The organism is Pseudomonas sp. B8(2017) (genome assembly GCF_002113575.1).
Taxonomy (GTDB): Bacteria; Pseudomonadota; Gammaproteobacteria; order Pseudomonadales; family Pseudomonadaceae; genus Aquipseudomonas; species Aquipseudomonas putida_Z.
In genome coordinates this window covers 194,500-214,976 of the sequence record NZ_NEIO01000007.1, presented here as the reverse complement: position 1 = coordinate 214,976, position 20,477 = coordinate 194,500, and the positions used below count along the sequence as shown (strand labels likewise).

Annotated in this window: 18 protein-coding genes; 7 read left to right on the top strand and 11 right to left on the bottom strand. The window is 63.8% G+C overall.

Annotation, left to right across the window (positions count from 1 at the left end; all coding sequences use genetic code 11):
- Window positions 1-16: 16 nt before the first annotated feature.
- From CAG22_RS13670 to CAG22_RS13655, 4 genes are all read left to right on the top strand, one after another.
- On the top strand, window positions 17-1,081 hold the full coding sequence (locus tag CAG22_RS13670) for an imelysin family protein (protein ID WP_025340522.1): 1,065 nt from the start codon (window positions 17-19) through the stop codon (window positions 1,079-1,081).
- Between the two features lie 2 nt (window positions 1,082-1,083).
- Window positions 1,084-2,181, top strand: coding sequence for a DUF1513 domain-containing protein (locus CAG22_RS13665; RefSeq protein ID WP_085705603.1), 1,098 nt, complete (start codon window positions 1,084-1,086; stop codon window positions 2,179-2,181).
- A gap of 232 nt (window positions 2,182-2,413) precedes the next feature.
- Window positions 2,414-3,562, top strand: coding sequence for an efflux RND transporter periplasmic adaptor subunit (locus tag CAG22_RS13660; protein ID WP_075046245.1), 1,149 nt, complete (start codon window positions 2,414-2,416; stop codon window positions 3,560-3,562).
- 12 nt (window positions 3,563-3,574) lie between these two features.
- The gene (locus CAG22_RS13655) at window positions 3,575-6,619 is read left to right on the top strand and encodes a multidrug efflux RND transporter permease subunit (protein ID WP_025340524.1); all 3,045 of its coding nucleotides are present in this window, start codon (window positions 3,575-3,577) and stop codon (window positions 6,617-6,619) included.
- Window positions 6,620-6,788: 169 nt separating this feature from the next.
- Here CAG22_RS13655 and CAG22_RS13650 read toward each other — a convergent pair whose 3' ends face one another.
- The 5 genes from CAG22_RS13650 to colR form a co-directional block, all read right to left on the bottom strand.
- Window positions 6,789-7,022, bottom strand: a complete 234-nt coding sequence (locus CAG22_RS13650) for a hypothetical protein (RefSeq protein WP_085592097.1) — start codon at window positions 7,020-7,022, stop codon at window positions 6,789-6,791.
- Entirely contained in the window at window positions 7,019-7,720 is a 702-nt protein-coding gene (locus CAG22_RS13645; RefSeq protein WP_025340526.1) for a lipopolysaccharide kinase InaA family protein, read from the bottom strand. The genes CAG22_RS13650 and CAG22_RS13645 overlap by 4 nt, the downstream gene beginning before the upstream one ends.
- Window positions 7,721-7,726: 6 nt before the next feature.
- A complete protein-coding gene (locus tag CAG22_RS13640; RefSeq protein ID WP_025340527.1) occupies window positions 7,727-8,410 on the bottom strand; it encodes a class I SAM-dependent methyltransferase in 684 nt (227 codons plus the stop codon).
- A 107-nt stretch (window positions 8,411-8,517) separates the two neighbouring features.
- Window positions 8,518-9,828, bottom strand: a complete 1,311-nt coding sequence (locus tag CAG22_RS13635; RefSeq protein WP_085592102.1) for a HAMP domain-containing sensor histidine kinase — start codon at window positions 9,826-9,828, stop codon at window positions 8,518-8,520.
- A complete protein-coding gene (gene colR, locus CAG22_RS13630) occupies window positions 9,818-10,501 on the bottom strand; it encodes a two-component system response regulator ColR (RefSeq protein ID WP_003255215.1) in 684 nt (227 codons plus the stop codon). The genes CAG22_RS13635 and colR overlap by 11 nt, the downstream gene beginning before the upstream one ends.
- 183 nt (window positions 10,502-10,684) lie before the next feature.
- Here colR and CAG22_RS13625 point away from each other — a divergent pair, with 183 nt between their 5' ends.
- Window positions 10,685-11,413, top strand: coding sequence for a phosphatase PAP2 family protein (locus CAG22_RS13625; RefSeq protein ID WP_085592104.1), 729 nt, complete (start codon window positions 10,685-10,687; stop codon window positions 11,411-11,413).
- A gap of 673 nt (window positions 11,414-12,086) precedes the next feature.
- Here CAG22_RS13625 and groL read toward each other — a convergent pair.
- From groL to CAG22_RS13600, 5 genes are all read right to left on the bottom strand, one after another.
- Window positions 12,087-13,727 (bottom strand): chaperonin GroEL, encoded by a 1,641-nt coding sequence (groL, locus tag CAG22_RS13620; RefSeq protein ID WP_085592107.1) that lies wholly within the window; start codon window positions 13,725-13,727, stop codon window positions 12,087-12,089.
- A 48-nt stretch (window positions 13,728-13,775) separates the two neighbouring features.
- Entirely contained in the window at window positions 13,776-14,069 is a 294-nt protein-coding gene (locus tag CAG22_RS13615) for a co-chaperone GroES (RefSeq protein ID WP_003260750.1), read from the bottom strand.
- Window positions 14,070-14,392: 323 nt separating this feature from the next.
- Window positions 14,393-14,854 (bottom strand): FxsA family protein, encoded by a 462-nt coding sequence (locus CAG22_RS13610; protein ID WP_085705602.1) that lies wholly within the window; start codon window positions 14,852-14,854, stop codon window positions 14,393-14,395.
- Between the two features lie 67 nt (window positions 14,855-14,921).
- Window positions 14,922-15,653 carry a HugZ family protein gene (locus CAG22_RS13605; RefSeq protein ID WP_025340531.1) on the bottom strand — a complete coding sequence of 244 codons (732 nt, stop codon included), beginning with the start codon at window positions 15,651-15,653 and terminating at the stop codon, window positions 14,922-14,924.
- Between the two features lie 190 nt (window positions 15,654-15,843).
- Entirely contained in the window at window positions 15,844-16,854 is a 1,011-nt protein-coding gene (locus CAG22_RS13600; RefSeq protein WP_085692171.1) for a DUF481 domain-containing protein, read from the bottom strand.
- A gap of 166 nt (window positions 16,855-17,020) precedes the next feature.
- On the opposite strand from CAG22_RS13600, the gene CAG22_RS13595 reads away from it, so the two are divergent.
- Together CAG22_RS13595 and CAG22_RS13590 are read left to right on the top strand one after the other, a co-directional pair.
- A complete protein-coding gene (locus CAG22_RS13595) occupies window positions 17,021-17,374 on the top strand; it encodes an MGMT family protein (protein WP_085592113.1) in 354 nt (117 codons plus the stop codon).
- 43 nt (window positions 17,375-17,417) lie between these two features.
- Window positions 17,418-18,965, top strand: coding sequence for an AmpG family muropeptide MFS transporter (locus tag CAG22_RS13590; protein ID WP_025340534.1), 1,548 nt, complete (start codon window positions 17,418-17,420; stop codon window positions 18,963-18,965).
- Window positions 18,966-19,098: 133 nt separating this feature from the next.
- On the opposite strand, the gene CAG22_RS13585 is transcribed toward CAG22_RS13590, so the two are convergent.
- Window positions 19,099-20,343 carry an MFS transporter gene (locus CAG22_RS13585; RefSeq protein ID WP_085692172.1) on the bottom strand — a complete coding sequence of 415 codons (1,245 nt, stop codon included), beginning with the start codon at window positions 20,341-20,343 and terminating at the stop codon, window positions 19,099-19,101.
- Window positions 20,344-20,477 lie beyond the last annotated feature (134 nt).

Genomic DNA, 20,477 nt, shown 5'->3' with positions numbered 1-20,477 from the left:
CGCAAAGGAGCCGGGCATGTTCCGACCCAAACTGTTGTTCACCAGCCTCGCCGCACTCGCCCTCGGCGCCTGCTCGCCGCAGGACCCGCAAGCCGTGACCTCCGCTGCCATCGCCAAGCAGGTGATCCTGCCCACCTACAGCCGCTGGGTCGAAGCCGACCGCACGCTGGCCGCCAGCGCCCTGGCCTACTGCGAAGGCAAGGAAACCCTGGACAAGGCCCGTGCCGACTTCCTCAACGCGCAAAAGGCCTGGGCCGAACTGCAACCGCTGCTGGTCGGCCCGCTGGCCGAAGGCAACCGCGCCTGGCAGGTACAGTTCTGGCCCGACAAGAAGAACCTGGTCGGCCGCCAGGTCGAGCAACTGGTCAACGCCGACCAGCCGGTCGATGCCGCGGCCCTGGGCAAGGCCAGCGTGGTGGTACGTGGCCTGTCGGCCTACGAGTACATCCTGTTCGACAGCAAGCCGGACATCGCCACAGCCGAGCAGAAAGCCCGCTACTGCCCGTTGCTGGTGGCCATTGGTGAACACCAGAAGGCCCTGGCCGAAGAGATCCTCAAGGGCTGGAACAGCACCGACGGCATGCTCTCGCAGATGACCAAGTTCCCCAACCAGCGCTACGCCGACTCCCACGAGGCCATCGCCGACCTGTTGCGCGCTCAGGTCACCGCCCTGGACAGCCTGAAGAAAAAGCTCGGTGCGCCGATGGGCCGCCAGAGCAAGGGTATCCCGCAGCCACTGCAGGCCGAAGCCTGGCGCAGCCACAGCTCGCTCAAGAGCCTGGAGGCCAGCCTCAAGGCCGCCGAAGCGGTCTGGGTCGGGGTCGACAACCAAGGCCTGCGCGGCTTGCTGTCCAGCGATCAGAAAGCCCTGGCGGACAAGATCGATGCCGCCTACGCTGCCTCGCTCAAACTGCTGGCCGCCAACCAGAAGACCCTGGGCGAGCTGCTGGCCGACGACGCCGGCCAGCAAACCCTGAACCAGATCTACGACAGCCTCAACGCCGTCCACCGCCTGCACGAAGGCGAGCTGGCCAAGGCGTTGAACATCCAGCTGGGCTTCAATGCCAACGACGGTGACTGATCATGCTGCGACGCCAGGCCCTCAAACTCGGTAGCGTATTGCTCAGCGCCCTCACCCTGGGCGGCTGGAGCCTGTTCCGCAACAAAGGCAGCGAGCCCCTGCTGCTGTCGGCGCGTGACGACGGCGAAGGCAAGCACTATGCGGTCGGGTTCCGCCTGGACGGCACCCAGGTGTTCAGCACCCAGGTCGCCCAACGTTGCCATGCCATCATCCATCACCCGGACCTGCCGATCGCCCTGTTCGTCGCCCGCCGTCCCGGCACCGAAAGCTACCTGGTCGACCTGCGCGACGGGCGCCTGCTGCAGACCGTCACCTCGCAGCCGAACCGGCACTTCTACGGCCACGCGGTCATCCACAAAGGTGGCGAATGGCTGTATGCCACCGAGAACGACACCACCGACCCGGGGCGTGGCGTACTCGGTGTGTACCGCTTCGAAGGCGAGCGCCTGGTGCACAGCGGGGAGATTCCGACCCACGGCATCGGCCCGCACGAAGTGGCCTGGCTACCGGACGGCGAAACGCTGATCGTGGCCAACGGCGGTATCCGCACCGAAGCCGAAAGCCGGGTGGAGATGAACCTCGACGCCATGGAACCGAGCCTGGTGCTGATGCAGCGCGACGGTACCCTGCTGAGCAAGGAAACCCTGGCCCAGCAGATGAACAGCGTGCGCCACCTGGCGGTAGGCAGCGATGGCACCATCGCCGCCTGCCAACAGTTCATGGGTGATGCCGATGAAACCGCAGAGCTGCTGGCGATCAAGCGCCCGGGCGAGCCGTTCAAGGCCTTCCCGGTGCCGGAGCGGCAGTTGCAGGCCATGGCCCAGTACACCGCCAGCGTGGCTATCCACAGCGAGCTGCGGCTGGTGGCGCTGACCGCGCCACGGGCCAACCGCCTGTTCGTCTGGGACCTGGACAGCGGCGCGGTGCGGCTGGATGCGCCAATGCCCGATTGCGCGGGGGTGGGCGCGGTACAGGACGGCTTTGTCGTCACCTCCGGGCAGGGCCGTTGCCGGTTCTACGATTGCCGCAAGGCCGAGCTGGTCGGGCAACCGATGAACCTGCCGTCCGGTTTCTGGGACAACCACCTGCATCTCGTCTGATTTTTGGGTTGGCTGTACTGGCCCCTTCGCGGCTAAAGCCGCTCCCACAGGAATAGCGCAACCCGTTGACTGCGCGGTCCCTGTGGGAGCGGCTTTAGCCGCGAAGGGGCCGGCCCAGGCATTCATCTCCCCTTCCCCCAAAAAACAGTCAATACTTCCCCCATCCACACGTGGGCAGGATCGCCCGTTGTCGTGTCTAAGCGAATAACAACCGCATCCAAGGAACCGGACTATGCTGCGCCGCCGCATGCTCATCATGTTGGCCGTGGTTCTGCTGATCGTGCTGGCCCTGGGGGGCTACAAAGCCTTTTCGATCTACCAGCAGATCCAGATGTTCACTGCCCCCAAGCCGCCTATCACCGTGGCGGCCGCCTTGGCCGAACAGCGCCCGTGGCAAGAGCGCCTGCCCGCCGTCGGCAGCCTCAAGGCGCTACAGGGCGTGGAGCTGAGCCTGGAGGTGGAAGGCATCGTCAAGGCCCTGCACTTCGACTCGGGCCAGCAGGTCAAGGCCGGGCAACTGTTGCTGCAACTCAACGACGACCAGGAAACCGCCCTGCTCGGCACCGCCCAGGCTGACCTGGGCCTGGCCAAGGTCGATTTCGGCCGTGGCAGCCAGCTGGTCGGCGACTCGGCCATCTCCCGCGGCGAGTTCGACCGCCTCACCGCCCAGTACCGGCGCAACCAGGCGGTGGTCGACCAGCTCAAGGCATCGAAGACCAAGAAGAGCATCAGCGCCCCGTTCAGCGGCACCATCGGCATTCGCCAGGTGGACGTCGGCGACTACCTGGCCGCCGGCACGGTGATCGCCACCCTGCAGGACACATCCAGCCTCTACGTCGACTTCAACGTACCGGAACAGGCCCTGCCGCACCTCAGCCTGGGCCAGCAGGTGCTGGTGCAGGTGGCCGCCTACCCGGGCCAGACCTTCCCCGCCAGCCTCAGCGCCATCAACCCCAAGGTCGAGGAAACCACGCGCAACCTGCTGGTGCGCGCGACCATGGCCAACCCGGACGGCAAGCTGCTGCCGGGCATGTTCGCCAGCCTGCTGATCCTGCTACCCAACCCGCAGCCACAAGTGGTAGTGCCGGAAAGCGCCATCACCTACACCCTGTATGGCAACTCGGTGTACGTCGCCACGCCGAAAAAGGACAAGGACGGCAAGCCGGAAAACGACGACAAGGGCCAGCCGCAGCTCACCGCCGAGCAGCGCACGGTGCAGACCGGCGAGCGCCGTGACGGCGTGGTGGTGGTCAGCAAGGGCCTGCAGGCCGGGGAACAGGTGGTCACCGCCGGCCAACTGAAGCTCACCCCCGGCGCCGCGATCCGCATCGGCCAGGACAAAGCCCTCAAGCCCGCACAGGGCGCGCCGGGCAAGGACTGACAGGAGGCTGGCATGGCGTTCACCGACCCGTTCATCCGCCGACCGGTGCTGGCCAGCGTGGTCAGCCTGCTGATCCTGCTGCTGGGCTTCCAGGCCTGGAACAAGCTGCAGATCCGCCAGTACCCGCAAATGGAAAACGCCCTGATCACGGTGACCACCGCCTACCCCGGCGCCAACGCCGAGACCATCCAGGGCTATATCACCCAACCGCTGCAGCAAAGCCTGGCCAGCGCCGAAGGCATCGACTACATGACCTCGGTGAGCCGGCAGAACTTCTCGATCATTTCCATTTACGCCCGCATCGGCGCCGACAGCGACCGGTTGTTCACCGAACTGCTGGCCAAGGCCAACGAAGTGCGCAACAAGCTGCCCCAGGACTCGGAAGACCCGGTACTGAGCAAGGAAGCCGCCGATGCCTCGGCGCTGATGTACATCAGTTTCTACAGCAAGGAGATGAGCAACCCGCAAATCACCGACTATCTGTCACGGGTGATCCAGCCCAAGCTGGCGACCCTGCCGGGCATGGCCGAAGCGGAAATCCTCGGCAACCAAGTTTTCGCCATGCGCATCTGGATCGACCCGGTGAAACTGGCAGGCTATGGCCTGTCGGCCACCGACGTGACCAATGCCGTGCGCCGCTACAACTTCCTTTCCGCGGCCGGCGAGGTGAAGGGCGAATACGTGGTCACCAGCATCAACGCCAGCACCGAGCTGAAGTCGGCCGAGGCGTTCGCCGCCCTGCCGGTCAAGACCAGTGGCGACAGCCGCGTGCTGCTGGGCGATGTGGCACGGGTCGAGATGGGGGCGGAAAACTACGACACGGTCAGCTCGTTCGACGGCACCCCATCGGTGTACATCGGCATCAAGGCCACACCGGCCGCCAACCCGCTGGATGTCATCAAGGAAGTGCGGCGCATCATGCCCGAGCTGGAAAGCCAGCTGCCCTCGGCACTGAAGGTATCGATCGCCTACGACGCCACGCTGTTCATCCAGGCCTCCATCGACGAAGTGATCAAGACCCTCGGCGAAGCGGTACTGATCGTCATCGTGGTGGTGTTCCTGTTCCTCGGTGCCCTGCGTTCGGTGCTGATCCCGGTGGTAACCATTCCGCTGTCGATGATCGGTGTGCTGTTCTTCATGCAGATGATGGGCTACTCGCTCAACCTGCTGACCCTGCTGGCCATGGTGCTGGCCATCGGCCTGGTGGTGGACGACGCGATTGTCGTGGTGGAGAACATCCACCGGCACATGGAAGAAGGCAAGTCACCGTTCGACGCCGCCCTCGAGGGCGCCCGCGAAATCGCCATGCCGGTGGTGTCGATGACCATCACCCTGGCGGCGGTGTATGCACCGATCGGCTTCCTTACCGGGCTCACCGGCGCGCTGTTCAAGGAGTTTGCCCTGACCCTGGCCGGTGCGGTGATCATCTCCGGCATCGTTGCCCTCACCCTGTCACCGATGATGTGCGCCCTGCTGCTGCGCCAGGAACAGAACCCCAGCGGCCTGGCCCACCGCCTGGACGTGCTGTTCGAACGCCTGAAGGTGCGCTACCAGCGCCTGCTGCACACCACCCTCGACAGCCGGCCTGTCGTGCTGGTGTTTGCCGTGATCATCCTGTGCCTGATTCCGGTACTGCTGAAGTTCACCCAGAACGAACTGGCGCCCAACGAGGACCAGGGGGTGATCTTCATGATGAGCAGCTCGCCGCAGCCGGCCAACCTTGATTACCTCAACGCCTATACCGACGAATTCACCCCGCTGTTCAAGGCTTTCCCCGAGTACTACTCGTCGTTCCAGATCAACGGTTTCAATGGCGTGCAGACCGGCATCGGCGGCTTCCTGCTCAAGCCCTGGAACGAGCGCGAGCGCACGCAGATGGAGCTGCTGCCGCTGGTGCAGAGCAAGCTCGAGGAAATCAGTGGCCTGCAGATCTTCGGCTTCAACCTGCCGTCGCTGCCCGGCACCGGCGAGGGCCTGCCATTCCAGTTCGTCATCAACAGCGCTGGCGACTACCCGGCACTGCTGGATGTGGCCCAGCGCATCAAGGCCCGCGCCCAGGAATCCGGCAAGTTCGCCTTCCTCGACATCGACCTGGCCTTCGACAAGCCCGAGGTGGTGGTGGATATCGACCGGGCCAAGGCGGCGCAGATGGGGGTGTCGATGGACACCTTGGGCAGCACCCTGGCGACCTTGCTGGGCGAGGCGGAAATCAACCGCTTCACCCTCGAAGGCCGCAGCTACAAGGTGATTGCCCAGGTCGAGCGGCCGTACCGCGACAACCCCGGCTGGCTGAACAACTACTACGTGAAGAACGACCAGGGCCAACTGCTGCCACTATCCACCCTCATCACCCTCACCGACCGCGCCCGCCCGCGCCAGCTCAACCAGTTCCAGCAGCTGAACTCGGCGATCATCCAGGGCGTGCCCATGGTCAGTCTGGGCGAGGCGCTGCAGACCGTGCAGGGCATCGCCCGCGAAGAGGCTCCGGAAGGCTTCGCCTTCGACTATGCCGGCGTGGCGCGCCAGTACGTGCAGGAAGGCAGCGCGCTGTGGGTGACCTTCGGCCTGGCGTTGGCAATCATCTTCCTGGTGCTGGCGGCGCAGTTCGAAAGCTTCCGCGACCCGCTGGTGATTCTGGTGACGGTGCCGTTGTCGATCTGTGGCGCGCTGTTGCCGCTGTTCCTGGGCGTATCGAGCATGAACATCTACACCCAGGTCGGGCTGGTGACGCTGATCGGGCTGATCAGCAAGCACGGCATCCTCATTGTCGAGTTTGCCAACCAGTTGCGTGAGGAGCGCGGCCTGAGCGTGCGCGAGGCGATCGAGGAAGCCGCGGCGATTCGCCTGCGGCCGGTGCTGATGACCACGGCGGCGATGGTGTTCGGCATGGTGCCGCTGATCCTGGCGACCGGGGCGGGGGCGGTCAGCCGCTTCGACATCGGTACGGTGATTGCCACCGGGATGTCGATCGGCACGCTGTTTACCCTGTTCGTGTTGCCTTGTATCTACACCTTGCTGGCGCACAAAGAGGTGGCCAGAGCGACATCGGTTGCCTGAACCGGCCTCTTCGCGGGTAAACCCGCTCCCACAGGTACGGCACCGGATCCGGAATGGGTGCAGTACCTGTGGGAGCGGGTTCACCCGCGAAGAGGCCGGCAAGGCAGATGCAAAAATGCCAGAGGCCCCGCAATCGCGAGGCCTCTGGCATTTCCATCTACCACCGGGTTCAACCGAACGGCCGCAACCCCTGGCGCATGCCGAACAGGAACAGCAACAGGTCCTGATCCGGCGCGGCCTCGGCCTGTTGCTGCGGTTTCACATCCCGCGGCAACGCGCACTGGTCGGCCAGTTCGGCCTTGCTGAACACTGTCGGCCTCGGCTCTTCCCACGCAGCCACCGCCGCGGTGGTCACCGCCAGGCCAGCTACCAGGAACAAAGCTCGAGCTATTTCTAGTTTCATTGCCCTAACCCTTTGACAGCGCTGCCAAACGCCATCTGGTAAAAGTAGAGCAGTGTTTGCCATTCCGCGTCATTGATCGACGAATGGCGACGCAGCTGGCGCAGGTCATTGCCCGCCGCGCGCTGGCAGCTGATGCGCCGCCGGCATTTTTCCAGGTCCAGCAGGGCGACCTCGACCCGGGCCTGCTCGCCCTCGCCAATCACCTTGATGAACACGTGCTTGCCATACAGGCAGCCGTGCTGCCAGTGCCCCAGGTGCATGCGCGCCAGGTTGTCCGCCAGGTCCTTGAGCATGCGCTCATGCACCACCTGCGGGTAACGCTCGCGGGCACCTTCGGCATGCCAGGTGTCGAGTTCGACGAAGCCGTCGAGTGCTTCGCTCACCAGCAGCGCACGCCACTGCTGGTCGGCACCACGCTCGGCGCCACAGAAGACGATGCGCGGTACACGTACGCCCAGTTGCTCGAAGCTGTTCAACGCATCGAGTTCACGCAATACCGTCGGCCGGCCGAAAGGGTGCAGCAGGCTACGGTAGATATGCCCGACCTGGCGCTTGGCATACAGCAACTTGCCATTGCCATCGTCGAGGCGTTGCACACCACTCTCGCCACCACGGCGCTGGTTAGGCTCCTCGACCCACTCGCCCTGCTGGCGCCAGTAAAAATCGAACCGCGACTCCCCTCTCTGGGCTACAGCCATCAAACACTACCCCTTACGCAATACATATACCCGCCACATGGCATAGAACGGCAGGAAGTCGAGGCGTTCCTGGATTCTGAAGCCGGCGGCTCGGAATTCTTCTTCGACCGTGTCGGCCGGTAACACAAAACGGTTCTGGTAATTGTCCTGGTCGCCCTTTCTGGCGCTGCGACGCTGTTCCAGTTTTTTCCGGCGCCAGGCCTTGAAGTTACCATCCACCCACAATGACAGGATCACACTATCACGGCTAACCCGTTGAAATTCCGAAAGAATGGTCTTTCTGTGCGCCGCTTCGCCAATGTGGTGGAACAGGCGCATGCAGAAAATGCTGTCCACCGAGTTGTCCGGCAAGTCGATGGCAAATGCCGAAGTCTGCAAAGGGCGTACCCGTGCAACCACCTCTGGCGCTTGCGCGGTACAGGCTGTCTCGATCATCGCTTCGGAGTTGTCGGCGCCGATGATCACCCGGTTGGGCTTTTCTGCCAGCAATGGCCAGAAGCGGCCGGCACCGCATGGCAGGTCGAGGACTAGCCCAGGCTCACCAGCCAATGCCAAGGCGCGACGCGCCAGCTGCTCATCACGCTTGTGGGAAAGGCGTCGCGCCAGGCCATCCTGGTGCTTGAGAAAGTACTCGCGCGCATGTTCTTTGTCGTACTTCTCGGAAAATTCAAGCTTGATGGGGCTACGCATTGGGCATCTCCTGACTCCATTCCGCCCACATTAGGTAAGCAAGCGTAGGAATCAGGTCATGCCGATGTGAAAAATATGTTGAGCGCCGAATGACCTGTTACAACAGATTACTCGACCAAAGCCTCCGGGTCGCCCTTGGCCGCGGTATTGCTCAGGTCCACCATGAAACGGCAGCCGTGCGGCAAGGTCGAGGTCAGGGTGACATGCCAGCCCTGGTCGTCGCAGATCCGCTGTACCAACGACAGGCCCAGGCCCAGGCCCTCGCCGCGCCGCTCGTCGCCGCGCACGAACGGCCGGAACATCGCCTCGCGCTGCTCCTCCGGGATACCTACACCGCTATCCTCCACGCTGAAGCCGTTGGCTTCCAGGCTCAGGCGGATGTAGCCGCTGTCGGTGTAGTGCGCGGCATTGCGCAGCAGGTTGCCCATCACCGATTGCAGGAAGGTGGCGTTGTACAGCACCGGGCTGGCACTGACGCGACCATCGAAATACAGGGCCAGGCCCTTTTGCTCGATGGTGTCGCGCCAGACCCCGACCAGTTCGTCCGCCACTTCCCGCAGGGTGGCCCGCGAAGCCACGGCGCCCTCGTCGCGCTGTGCCCGGGCCAGCATCAGGAAGGTCTTGACCAGTTCGCGCATTTCTTCCGTGGCCCGCGCCACGCGCTCCACCTGGCTGCGCGAGCGGGCGTCCAGCGTCGGGTTTTCCATCAGCAGTTCGCACGAGGTGGCCAGCACCATCAAGGGCGTGCGCAGTTCATGGCTGACATCGCTGGTGAACAACCGTTCGCGGGTCAGCGCATCGCGCAGGCGGCCCAGGGTATCGTCGAAGGCTACCGCCAGCTGGCCGACTTCGTCCGCGGCATAGTCCGGCGCCAGCGGCGGGGCCAGGCCCAGCAACTGATCACGGTGGCGTACCTGGCGCGCCAGGCGGATCACCGGCGCCATCACTCGGCGCGCCACCAGCCAGCCGAGGATGGCCGCCAGCACCAGGCTGAGCAGGAAGCCCACCACCACCACCGCGAACAGCACGCGCTCGCGTTCCTCGAAGTCGCTCTGGTCCTGCAGCAGCACATAGCGGCGGCCATCGACGATCTCGACCATGGCGTGGTACGACAGCTGATCGCGGAATACCTCGTGGAAGCCGCGGTCGAGGTGGCGCAGGTCCTTGGGCAGCTCGAAGTCGTCACGCCCGCCGCTGAAGTAGAACAGCTGGTCGGGGCGTGGCCGGTGGCTCCAGTCGCTGACGCTGTCCATGCGCAGCAGGCGTTGCAGGTCACCGCCCAGCACCGAGGAAATCAGCCGCTCTTCGACCAGGTGCACGGTGCCGACGATGCCGAAGGCGAAGGCCCCGGCCACCAGCGCGCTCATCAGGGCAAAGGCGATGATGATGCGCTGGGCAAGGCTTTGCTTAAACTCCATCACGGCCCTCGGCGAGGCGATAGCCGACGCCATGGACGGTATGCAGCAACGGTTTTTCGAACGGCTTGTCGATCACCTGGCGCAGCTGGTGCACATGGCTGCGCAGGCTGTCGCTGTCAGGGCAGTCATCGCCCCACAGGGCTTCTTCCAGCACTTCGCGACGCAATACGTGCGGGCTCTTCTGCATCAGCACCGCCAGCAGCTTGAGGCCGACCGGGTTGAGCTTGAGCAAGCGGCCCTGGCGGGTGACTTCGAGGGTGTCGAGGTCATAGCTGAGGTCGGCCACCTGCAAGGTGCGGCGCCCGCCGCCTTGGGCCCGGCGCAGCACCGCTTCGATGCGGGCGGCCAGCTCCGACAGGGCGAAGGGCTTGAGCAGGTAATCGTCGGCACCGGAGCGGAAGCCTTGCAGGCGGTCGTCCAGTTGGTCGCGGGCGGTGAGCATGATCACCGGCGTATCGCGGCGGGCGTCTTCGCGCAGGCGCTTGCACAGGGTGTAGCCGTCGATGCCCGGCAACATGATGTCAAGCACGATCAGGTCGTAGTGCTCGGTGGCAGCCAGGTGCAGGCCGGACAGGCCATCCTGGGCGCAGTCGACGGTGTAGCCCTTCATGCCCAGGTAATCGGCCAGGTTGGCCAGGATATCGCGGTTGTCTTCAACCAAAAGAATGCGCATCGGTTTCTCCTGTGCGGCGCTTCTCGCTGTGGTGCGCGGCAGGCGCAGCTTAAGGCCTATGCCTGCAGGGTGCCAGCCCCAGGGAAAATTCAGCGCACTTGACGGTTTTTTCACTGATCCTTCACGGACACAGGATAGCGGGCGGCCGACAATGCCCGTTCTTTTTCGCGCCCTGGAGCCGTCATGCAGCAACCAACCCGCCCTCGCCCGATCAATTTCTGGCTGTACCTTGGGCTACCCCTGGCGACCGCGCTTGGCTTGATCCTGCTGGAACTGACCTCGGTCGACATGGACATTGCCAACCTGTTCTTCGACCCTGCTGCCGGGCAATTCATCGGCCGCCACAGCTATTTGCTGGAGAACATCCTGCATGACCGGGTCAAGCAGGGGGTGATCCTGCTGGGGGTGATGTCACTGGTGACCTTTGCTGCCAGCTTCTTCTGGAAGCGCCTGTTCGGCTGGCGCCGTGAGCTGGGCTGCCTGGTGCTGGCACTGGGCCTCTCCACGGCGTTTGTCACACCGCTGAAGAAAGTGACCCAGGTGCAATGCCCGTGGAGCCTGACCCAGTTTGGCGGGAAGGAAACCTACAGCAAGCTGCTGGAGCCGCGGCCGGCGACCGACAAGCCCGGGCTGTGCTGGCCGGGCGGGCATGCCGCCACCGGGTTCTGCCTGTTCGGGCTGTTCTTCATGTTGCGTGATCGCAAGCCGAGGCTGGCGCGGGTCGCGTTGGCGGTGGCCTTAGTGGCCGGGTCGGTGCTTTCGCTGGGGAGGATGATGCAAGGGGCGCACTTTCTTTCGCACAACGTGTGGACGGCGGTGTTCTGCTGGTTGATCGGCTTGGGGTCGTATTACCTGGTTCTGTATCGTCGGGGAATGGCTGAGGTGCCTGCTGCCGAGCGTAGCGTCGCCTGAACCAGGGGCCGCTTTGCGGCCCTTTCGCCGGCAAGCCAGCTCCCACAGGTACAGCGCAAGTCCCAGTGTTGGCGCAATCCTGTAGGAGCGGCCTTGTGTCGCGATGGGCTGCAAAGCAGCCCCAATGGCCCTCACAGGAAAACAAAAAAGCCCCGACTCTCGCGAACCGGGGCTTTCTGATGGTGCAGGGGGTAAGGCTGGCTTACGGCATGCCAGCATGCCTGCAGCATCGCCTGAACCAGGGGCCGCTTTGCGGCCCTTTCGCCGGCAAGCCAGCTCCCACAGGTACAGCGCAAGTCCCAGTGTTGGCACAATCCTGTGGGAGCTGGCTTGCCGGCGATGGGCTGCGCAGCAGCCCCGATGGCCCTCACTGGCAAACGAAAAAGCCCCCGACTCTCGCGAACCGGGGCTTTCTGATGGTGCAGGGGGTAAGACTGGCTTGGCATGCCAGCATGCCTTCAGCATCGCCTGAACCAAGGGCCGCTTTGCGGCCCTTTCGCCGGCAAGCCAGCTCCCACAGGTACAGCGCAAGTCCCAGTGTTGGCGCAATCCTGTAGGAGCGGCCTTGTGTCGCGATGGGCTGCAAAGCAGCCCAAAAGGCCCCAACAGGAAAGCAAAAAAGCCCCGGTTCTCGCGAACCGGGGCTTTTCATGGTGCAGGGGGTAAGGCTGGCTTACATCATGCCGCCCATGCCACCCATGCCGCCCATGTCAGGCATGCCAGCAGCTGGCTTGTCTTCCGGCAGGTCGGCAACCATGGCTTCGGTGGTGATCATCAGACCGCCGATCGAAGCAGCAGCTTGCAGCGCCGAACGGGTGACCTTGGCTGGGTCCAGAATGCCCATCTCGATCATGTCGCCGTATTCGCCGGTAGCAGCGTTGTAACCGAAGTTACCCGAACCTTGCTTGACCTTGTCAGCGACAACGCTTGGCTCGTCGCCGGCGTTGGCAGTGATCTGGCGCAGCGGCGCTTCAACGGCGCGACGCAGCAGGGCGATACCGACGTTCTGGTCTTCGTTGTCGCCTTTGAGGTCGGCAATGGCAGCCAGGGAGCGAACCAGGGCCACACCACCGCCAGGCACCACGCCTTCTTCAACGGCTGCACGGGTAGCGTGCAGGGCGTCTTCAACGCGGGCTTTCTTCTCCTTCATTTCAACTTCGGTGCCAGCACCGACCTTGATCACGGCAACACCGCCAGCCAGCTTGGCCAGACGCTCTTGCAGCTTCTCACGGTCGTAGTCCGAGGAAGTCTCTTCGATCTGGGCACGGATCTGCTTGACGCGTGCTTCGATCTCGGTGTCGGCGCCAGCGCCGTCGATGATGGTGGTGTTTTCCTTGGACAGGATGACGCGCTTGGCGTTACCCAGGTGCTCCAGGGTAGCGGTTTCCAGGGACAGGCCGATTTCTTCGGAGATGACCTGGCCGCCAGTCAGGACGGCGATGTCCTGCAGCATGGCCTTGCGGCGGTCGCCGAAGCCCGGAGCCTTGACCGCAGCAACCTTGACGATGCCGCGCATGTTGTTGACTACCAAGGTAGCCAGGGCTTCGCCTTCAACGTCTTCGGCAACGATCAGCAGTGGGCGGCCGGCCTTGGCAACGGCTTCCAGAACTGGCAGCAGCTCACGGATGTTGGAGATCTTCTTGTCGACCAGCAGCAGCAGCGGGCCTTCCAGCTCGGCAACCATGGTGTCCGGCTTGTTGACGAAGTAGGGCGACAGGTAGCCACGGTCGAACTGCATGCCTTCCACGACCGACAGTTCGTTTTCCAGGCCCGAGCCTTCTTCAACGGTGATCACGCCTTCTTTACCGACTTTTTCCATGGCTTCGGCAATGATTTCACCGATGGAGTTGTCGGAGTTGGCGGAGATGGTACCTACCTGGGCGATGGCCTTGGAGTCGGCGCATGGCTTGGACAGGTTCTTCAGCTCGGCGACGACGGCAGCGGTGGCCTTGTCGATGCCGCGCTTCAGGTCCATCGGGTTCATGCCGGCAGCGACGGCTTTCAGGCCTTCGTTGACGATGGCCTGAGCCAGGACGGTAGCGGTGGTGGTGCCGTCACCGGCAGCGTCGTTGGCCTTGGAAGCAACTTCCTTGACCAGCTGGGCGCCCATGTTCTCGAAGGCGTCTTTCAGCTCGATTTCTTTGGCGACGGAAACGCCGTCCTTGGTGATGGTCGGCGCGCCGAAGCTCTTGGCCAGCACCACGTTACGGCCTTTCGGGCCCAGGGTCGCTTTTACCGCGTCAGCCAGAACGTTGACACCAACCAGCATTTTCTTACGAGCGGAGTCGCCGAATTTTACGTCTTTAGCAGCCATGATCGTTTAATCCTTGGAATTCTTTGGAGTAACGGGAAGTCGGGGAAATCAGCCTTCGATAACGGCGAGGATTTCGTTCTCGGCCATGACCAGCAGGTCTTCGCCATCGACTTTCACGGTGTTGCTGCCCGAGTAAGGGCCGAAAACCACTTTGTCACCCACTTTCACGGCCAGCGCGCGAACTTCGCCGTTGTCCAGGATGCGACCGGTGCCGACGGCGACGACTTCGCCGCGGTTTGGTTTTTCAGCGGCCGAACCCGGCAGGACGATACCGCCAGCGGTTTTCGATTCTTCTTCGCTGCGACGGATAACGACGCGGTCATGCAGAGGACGAAGCTTCATTGTCGATCTCTCCCAAATTGTGGTTTTCATCGGCCGGTGTCGACACCGGCGGGTTGATGCGGTCCGGCGTTGCCGGGGGTGGCCCGCAATGGGCGAACCACCTGTGTCATGTCTGGTGTTGCCACCAGAAACCTTGCGGTGACCACATACATGAGGCCGTCATATTCAATTACAAGGCTTGCTTCAGAAAATTTTTCATTAGCCTGAAAAGCTTGGGGCCGCTTCGCAGCCCTATCGCGACACAAGGCCGCTCCTACAGGGGGTCGCGTACTCTGTAGGAGCGGCCTTGTGTCGCGATAGGGGCGCAAAGCGGCCCCCGGCTATTACTTGTCGCGGCGCTCGTACTCGCCTTCGATCACATTCGGCCGATGCCCGCCATCCTGCGGCCGGGCCCGGAACGGGTCGTCCTGGAAGGCGCGCTGGCGCATGGCCTGGGCCTCGGCACGCTCGCGCATCTTGCGCGCGGCCAGGTGACGGGTGAATGGCAGCAGGCACAGCAGGCCCAGCACGTCGCTGATGAAACCTGGCAGCAACAGCAGGCCACCACCAACGGCCAGCATCATGCCCTGGAACATGTCCTCGGCGGGCAGTTCGCCACGCTGCAGGCTTTCACGGGCGCGCAGTGCGGTGGCCAGCCCGGCCACGCGCATCACCAGCACACCCAGGGCGGAGCCAGCGATGATCAGCAGCAGCGCCGGGAAGAAACCGATGGCGGCACTGACCTTCACGAAGACGAACAGCTCCAGCACGGGAAACAGTAGAAACAACAGTAGAAAAGCACGCATCAAAGCATTCCTCGTCGGAAGAGACCCTTCCTGTAAGACCAACAAATGGATGCGGGCGCTCGGCTTTTCAACCCTCGACTTCCGTCGCAACCGGCCACTGGTCGGCGCGCGCCAGCAAAACCAGGGCTTCGCGGACTTGTGTCGGCGTGTTGCAAGTACTTGGGAAAGGCAACCAGTGCACCGCCTGGCCGATACGCAGGTGCATGCCTTCGCTGTCTACCCCGACCATCTGCGCTGGCGCATGGCTTGGCAGCTCGGTCAGTTGCACATAGTGGGCGATGGCGTTGGCGTGGTCGTTGTTCATGTGCTCGACCATGCTTGCCTCGGCTTTACCGGCGAACGGGTTGGCCAGGGTTACCTGGTCAAGCCAGTGGATCGCGCCGAAGCCGCCGATGTAGCGGTGGCGCACCGGCTGCAGCACCCAGAAGTCGAAGTCGTGGGCCTTGTGGTAGTTGGCCGCGTCCGGGAAATAGCGGTAGTAGCGCTCGGCGGCGGCCTCGATGGCGGCCTCCTCCACCAGCTTGTGCGCCTCGGCCATCACCGTCAGGCGCCCCACGGCCTGTACGTCCTCGGCTTCGCGTTCGCCCACCAGCAGCGAGCACTTGGGGTCTTTCTGCAGGTTGTGGGTGTGCTGGGCGATGCGGCTGATGAGGATCAGCGGGTTGCCCTGGGCGTCCAGGCAGTACGGCACGACCGAGCCGAAGGGGTAGCCGGGCATCGACTTGGAATGGGTCGAGAGCACGCCGCGGTATTCCTTGAGCAGCAGCTCCCGGGCGGGGCGGATGGCATTGGTACTCACTTGGGGGCGGCTCCTGATATCGGGCTGGATGGGACAAGATAAGCATTATCAGATCCAGTGCCAATGGGGCTGCTACGCAGCCCTATCGCCGGCAAGCCAGCTCCCACACTGACCGCGCAATGCCAAGGCCTGTGCAGTACCTGTGGGAGCTGGCTTGCCGGCGATAGGGGCGCAACGCGCCCCCGGCGGTTTACCAGGTAACGCCGAAGCCTGCGGTATAGCGGGTCTTGTCCAGGTCACTGTCCCGCGTACCGGTGATGACGTCCTTCTCCGCCTTGAGGTTGAGCGAGGCCCACTCGGTGACCTTGTAGCGCAGGCCAATCTCGGCATCCAGCGCGTAATCGGCCACGCCACCCAGCGGCTTGGCGAACTCGCCGTTGGTGAACAGCTGCACGTTCTTGCCAATCAGGTAGCGGGTGTAGTCCCACTTCACCGCCGCGGAATAGAAGTTGTCCTTGGCGCCATCCTGGTATTCGAAGTCGGTACGGTTGATCAGCGAACCCAGCGAGAATGCGCCCAGTTCGTCGTCCCAGAACTGGTAACCCGGGCCGGTACCCACGGTGCGCTGGCGGGCGAGGTCTTCGATGCGGTCGCGCTTGTACTCCACGCGCCCCTGCCAGAACCACTTCTCGGTGAGGAAGCGGTCCAGGGCGTACTCGGCACTCCAGTTGTCGGTGGTGGTGACGTCGTCCTTGGTCTCGCGGTTGTATTCGCCTTCGGCGTTGTGCCGCCAGCGGCCATGACGGGCGCTGGTCTTGAAGCCGACGTCGTAGTCGTCGGTGTCGTTCTCGGCGCGCTTGTAGTCCAGCGCCACGTCGACGTTGCCCTTCCACACGAAGTCCTCGACCAGTGGCTTGGGCTTCATGATCTGCTCGATGCTGGCCAGCTCCACGGTCTTTGGCGCCTCGCCATTGGCCAAGGTCACCTTGCCGGGCTCGGCGGCCTTCAGCGACTTGGCGCGCTCACCGCTGTAGGCGTCCTGCTTGACCAGCATCTCCTGGTCGCTCTCCAGGGTCTGGACTTCTTTCCAGTCCAGGGCGATGGAACCGCCATAGGGGGTTTCCAGCAGCAGCTTGCCGCCATCGAAGACTTTGATCTTGCCGCTGAGCCGGTCGCCGTTCTTCATCCACACGGTGTCGGCGAACACCGGGGAGGCGCACAGGGAAACAGCAAGCAGGCACAACAAGGATCTAGAATACATAAGCGGGCTATGATTTGCGGACTACGGGTTCGATTTGACGAAAAAAGCCGGGCATTATCCAGATAACCACGACCAGAGCAAGGAAAGACCGGGAGCATGCCGTTGAGTTCAACTCTCATTTGCCAGACCGCCGGTCCGGTTTCATCTGCAGCCCAGTGGGGGCCTGATGTCTGACGGATATGAGCACGCCCTGGACTCCGCCGAGGGCCGACGAACGGCGCTGTATTCGGTACTCGGCCAAGTGCCGGCCGGCAAGGTGGTCAGCTATGGCCAGTTGGCCGAACTGGCGGGGCTTGGGCGGGCGGCACGCTGGGTCGGGCGTACCCTCGGGCAACTGCCCGCGGACACTCGCCTGCCCTGGCACCGGGTGCTTGGCGCAGGTGGCCGGCTGAGCCTGGCACTGGGTACCCCGTCTGGGGATGAACAACGGGCGCGACTGCGTGCGGAGGGTGTGAATGTAACCAACAATCGTGTGGATATGACGCGCCATGGCTGGCGCCCGATGGAGCACAGCGGTTAGAGTGCGCGCTTTGTTTTCGCAAACTTGAGGCAGATGTTGGCCCATGCCCCGTAAAACCTGGCGCGCTGCGCTTGCTGCCTATGCCAGCCCGTCAACCTTGGTACTTTTGCTGCTCGGCTTCGCTGCCGGTCTGCCTTACATGCTGGTGTTCTCCACCCTTTCGGTGTGGTTGCGCGAAGCCGGCGTGGCCCGCGAGACCATTGGCTACGCCAGCCTGATCGGCCTGGCCTACGCCTTCAAGTGGGTGTGGTCGCCGCTGCTCGACCAATGGCGCCTGCCACTGCTCGGCAGCCTGGGGCGTCGGCGTTCGTGGCTGCTGCTGTCGCAGGCGCTGGTGGTGGTCGGGCTGGTCGGCATGAGCCTGTGCGATCCGCAGCAGCACCTGTCATGGCTGATCGCCCTGGCGGTGCTGGTAGCCTTCGCCTCCGCTACCCAGGACATCGCCGTCGATGCCTACCGCCTGGAAATCGCCGACGACCAGCGCCAGGCTGCGCTCGCTGCCAGCTACATGGCCGGCTACCGCGTGGCGGCCCTGCTGGCCACGGCGGGTGCACTGTTCTTCGCCGAGTGGTTCGGCTCCACCGGTTTCAGCTACCTGCACAAGGCCTGGGCCGGCACCTACGTCATGTTCGCGGTGATGATGCTGCCCGCCGTGTTCACCACCCTGATCATGCGCGAACCGCCCGTACCCATGCGTACCCAGCTGTCGGCAGCGCGCTATGGGCTGGTGCACCAGCTGGCCTCGGTGTTCGTACTGATCATCCTGCTGGTTTCGGTACCGGCCAGCTTCACCCAGATGTTCAATACCGGCTGGTCCAGCGTCATCTCCGGTGATGCCACTCCACTGGACCTGCTGCTGGAAGACCGCGCCTTCCTGCGCCTGATCCTCTACGTGCTGCTGACCTGGGCGTGCCTGTCGAGCCTGGGTCGTCGCGGCCTGGCCCCGGTGCTGACCCCGGTCAACGACTTCATCGCCCGCTACCGCTGGCAGGCCCTGCTGCTGCTCGGCCTGATCGCCACCTATCGCATGTCGGACACGGTGATGGGCGTGATGGCCAACGTGTTCTACATCGACATGGGCTTCACCAAGGACCAGATCGCCAGCGTCAGCAAGATCTTCGGCCTGATCATGACCCTGGTCGGCGCCGGGGTTGGTGGCCTGCTGATCGTGCGCTTCGGCATCATGCCGATCCTGTTCATCGGCGGTGTGGCCTCGGCGGGCACCAACATCCTGTTCCTGATGCTGGCCGACATGGGCCCGAACCTGCAGATGCTGGTGGTGACCATCTCGCTGGACAACTTCAGCTCCGGCATGGCCACCTCGGCCTTCGTCGCCTACCTGTCGAGCCTGACCAACCTGAAGTTCTCGGCTACCCAGTACGCGTTGCTCAGTTCGATCATGCTGCTGTTGCCAAGGCTGATCGGGGGTTATTCGGGGGTGATGGTGGAGAAGTTCGGTTACCACGACTTCTTCCTGATCACTGCCCTGCTGGGCGTGCCGACCTTGATCCTGATTGCCCTGCAATGGCGCCAGGAGGCCGGGCCGGGCAAACCGGTGGCAGAGGAAGGTTCGGCGGCCGAGCGGCCCTGACAGATTTGTATTGCCTGTACTGGCCTCTTCGCGGGCTTGCCCGCTCCCACAGGTAAAGCACTGCCCTTGAGAGCTGTGCAGTCCCTGTGGGAGCGGGCAAGCCCGCGAAGAGGCCGGTACAGGTAATCAAAGATTATTGAGTGACAGCCCCTTCCCCAGGCCTTCCACCCACCACAAACCACAGCGGCCACAGCGCCAAGGCCCCCGCCACACCCGCCGCCAGGGCAAAGTGCAGCAAGCTGGCCCCGGCGCCAATCATCGCCAGCACCGCCCCACCCAAGCCCAGCAAGGCGATGGTGATCATCCCCAGCATGGCCGAGACCAGGCCCTTGCTCTGCTCGCTGGCGAACAGCGTCATGCGATACAGCACCGCGTTGGCCACGCCCAACCCCAGTGCGTACAGCGACATGCCCGCCACCACGCTGGTCACGCTCGGCCAGTACCAGGTCGCCAGCACCATCAGGCACAGGCCGGCCAGGTATGGCCACAACGCACCCCGCACCAGCGCTGGCAGCGGATAGCGGTCGGCGATGCGGTTGATGATCAGGTTGCCCAGGATCAGCCCGCCAAACACCGGCAACTGCCACAAGGCGTACTCCATGGTGCTCAGCCCCTCGTCGTGGATCAGCAGCACCGGCGACAGGCCGATCCAGCCAATCAGCGGCAGACCGACCAGGCCCAGGGCCGCGCTACCAGCGACAAAGCGGCGGTTGGCCAGCAACTGGCCGTAACCGGCTAGCAGCGGCAGCAGGTGGATGGGCGTGAATGCCAGGCGCGAGCCATCACGGCGTTCCACGCCAAGGGTTTCCGGCATCAGCCGGTGAAGCAGCAGCCAGGCCAGAACCGCGCCGATGGCAAAGGCCACGAACAGCCAGCGCCAGTCCAGCCACTGCAGCAGCAAGGTACCCACCAGCGGCCCGAGCAGTGGCGAGAGCAAGGCGATGTTGGCCAGCAGGGCCATCATGCGCACGGCGTCCGCTTCGCTGAAGGCTTCGTTCAGGGCCGGGTAGCTGACCGTGACCACAAAGCCCAGGCCGATGCCCTGCAGCAGGCGCAGCAAGTTGAACAGGCCGATGTCGTGGACCCAGAAGGTGGCCAGGCAGGCCAGGCCGAAGAACGCGCAGCCAATCAGCAGCAACGGGCGCCGGCCATAACGGTCGGCCAGCGGGCCGATCAGCCATTGCAGCACCACGCCACCCAGCAGGTACAGATTGAGGGCGTGGGGAATGTATTCGGGGCTGGCGTTCAGGTCGCCGACCACCACCGGCATGGCCGGCATGACGGCGTCGCTGGCCAGGTAGGTGAGCAGCTCGAACAGCGCCAGGGTCAGGCCGAACAGCAAGGCGCGCAGGGGGGTGATGTACAGCAGTGGTTTCATGATGGCGTATCGGGTGTGGCAGGTGGGGTCAGGCTATATGCCAGAAATGGCGGGGTATTGCTGTGAACAAGTGTAAAAAGCCGGGGCCGCTTCGCGCCCCATCGCCGGCAAGCCGGCTCCCACAGGTACGACAC

Excerpts from the sequence above, each read along its gene's own strand:
- CAG22_RS13670 (WP_025340522.1), top strand. The coding sequence starts at position 17 with ATGTTCCGACCCAAACTGTTGTTCACCAGCCTCGCCGCACTCGCCCTC.
- CAG22_RS13665 (WP_085705603.1), top strand. The coding sequence starts at position 1,084 with ATGCTGCGACGCCAGGCCCTCAAACTCGGTAGCGTATTGCTCAGCGCC.
- CAG22_RS13660 (WP_075046245.1), top strand. The coding sequence starts at position 2,414 with ATGCTGCGCCGCCGCATGCTCATCATGTTGGCCGTGGTTCTGCTGATC.
- CAG22_RS13655 (WP_025340524.1), top strand. The coding sequence starts at position 3,575 with ATGGCGTTCACCGACCCGTTCATCCGCCGACCGGTGCTGGCCAGCGTG.
- CAG22_RS13650 (WP_085592097.1), bottom strand. The coding sequence starts at position 7,022 with ATGAAACTAGAAATAGCTCGAGCTTTGTTCCTGGTAGCTGGCCTGGCG.
- CAG22_RS13645 (WP_025340526.1), bottom strand. The coding sequence starts at position 7,720 with ATGGCTGTAGCCCAGAGAGGGGAGTCGCGGTTCGATTTTTACTGGCGC.
- CAG22_RS13640 (WP_025340527.1), bottom strand. The coding sequence starts at position 8,410 with ATGCGTAGCCCCATCAAGCTTGAATTTTCCGAGAAGTACGACAAAGAA.
- CAG22_RS13635 (WP_085592102.1), bottom strand. The coding sequence starts at position 9,828 with ATGGAGTTTAAGCAAAGCCTTGCCCAGCGCATCATCATCGCCTTTGCC.
- colR (WP_003255215.1), bottom strand. The coding sequence starts at position 10,501 with ATGCGCATTCTTTTGGTTGAAGACAACCGCGATATCCTGGCCAACCTG.
- CAG22_RS13625 (WP_085592104.1), top strand. The coding sequence starts at position 10,685 with ATGCAGCAACCAACCCGCCCTCGCCCGATCAATTTCTGGCTGTACCTT.
- groL (WP_085592107.1), bottom strand. The coding sequence starts at position 13,727 with ATGGCTGCTAAAGACGTAAAATTCGGCGACTCCGCTCGTAAGAAAATG.
- CAG22_RS13615 (WP_003260750.1), bottom strand. The coding sequence starts at position 14,069 with ATGAAGCTTCGTCCTCTGCATGACCGCGTCGTTATCCGTCGCAGCGAA.
- CAG22_RS13610 (WP_085705602.1), bottom strand. The coding sequence starts at position 14,854 with ATGCGTGCTTTTCTACTGTTGTTTCTACTGTTTCCCGTGCTGGAGCTG.
- CAG22_RS13600 (WP_085692171.1), bottom strand. The coding sequence starts at position 16,854 with ATGTATTCTAGATCCTTGTTGTGCCTGCTTGCTGTTTCCCTGTGCGCC.
- CAG22_RS13595 (WP_085592113.1), top strand. The coding sequence starts at position 17,021 with ATGTCTGACGGATATGAGCACGCCCTGGACTCCGCCGAGGGCCGACGA.
- CAG22_RS13590 (WP_025340534.1), top strand. The coding sequence starts at position 17,418 with ATGCCCCGTAAAACCTGGCGCGCTGCGCTTGCTGCCTATGCCAGCCCG.
- CAG22_RS13585 (WP_085692172.1), bottom strand. The coding sequence starts at position 20,343 with ATGAAACCACTGCTGTACATCACCCCCCTGCGCGCCTTGCTGTTCGGC.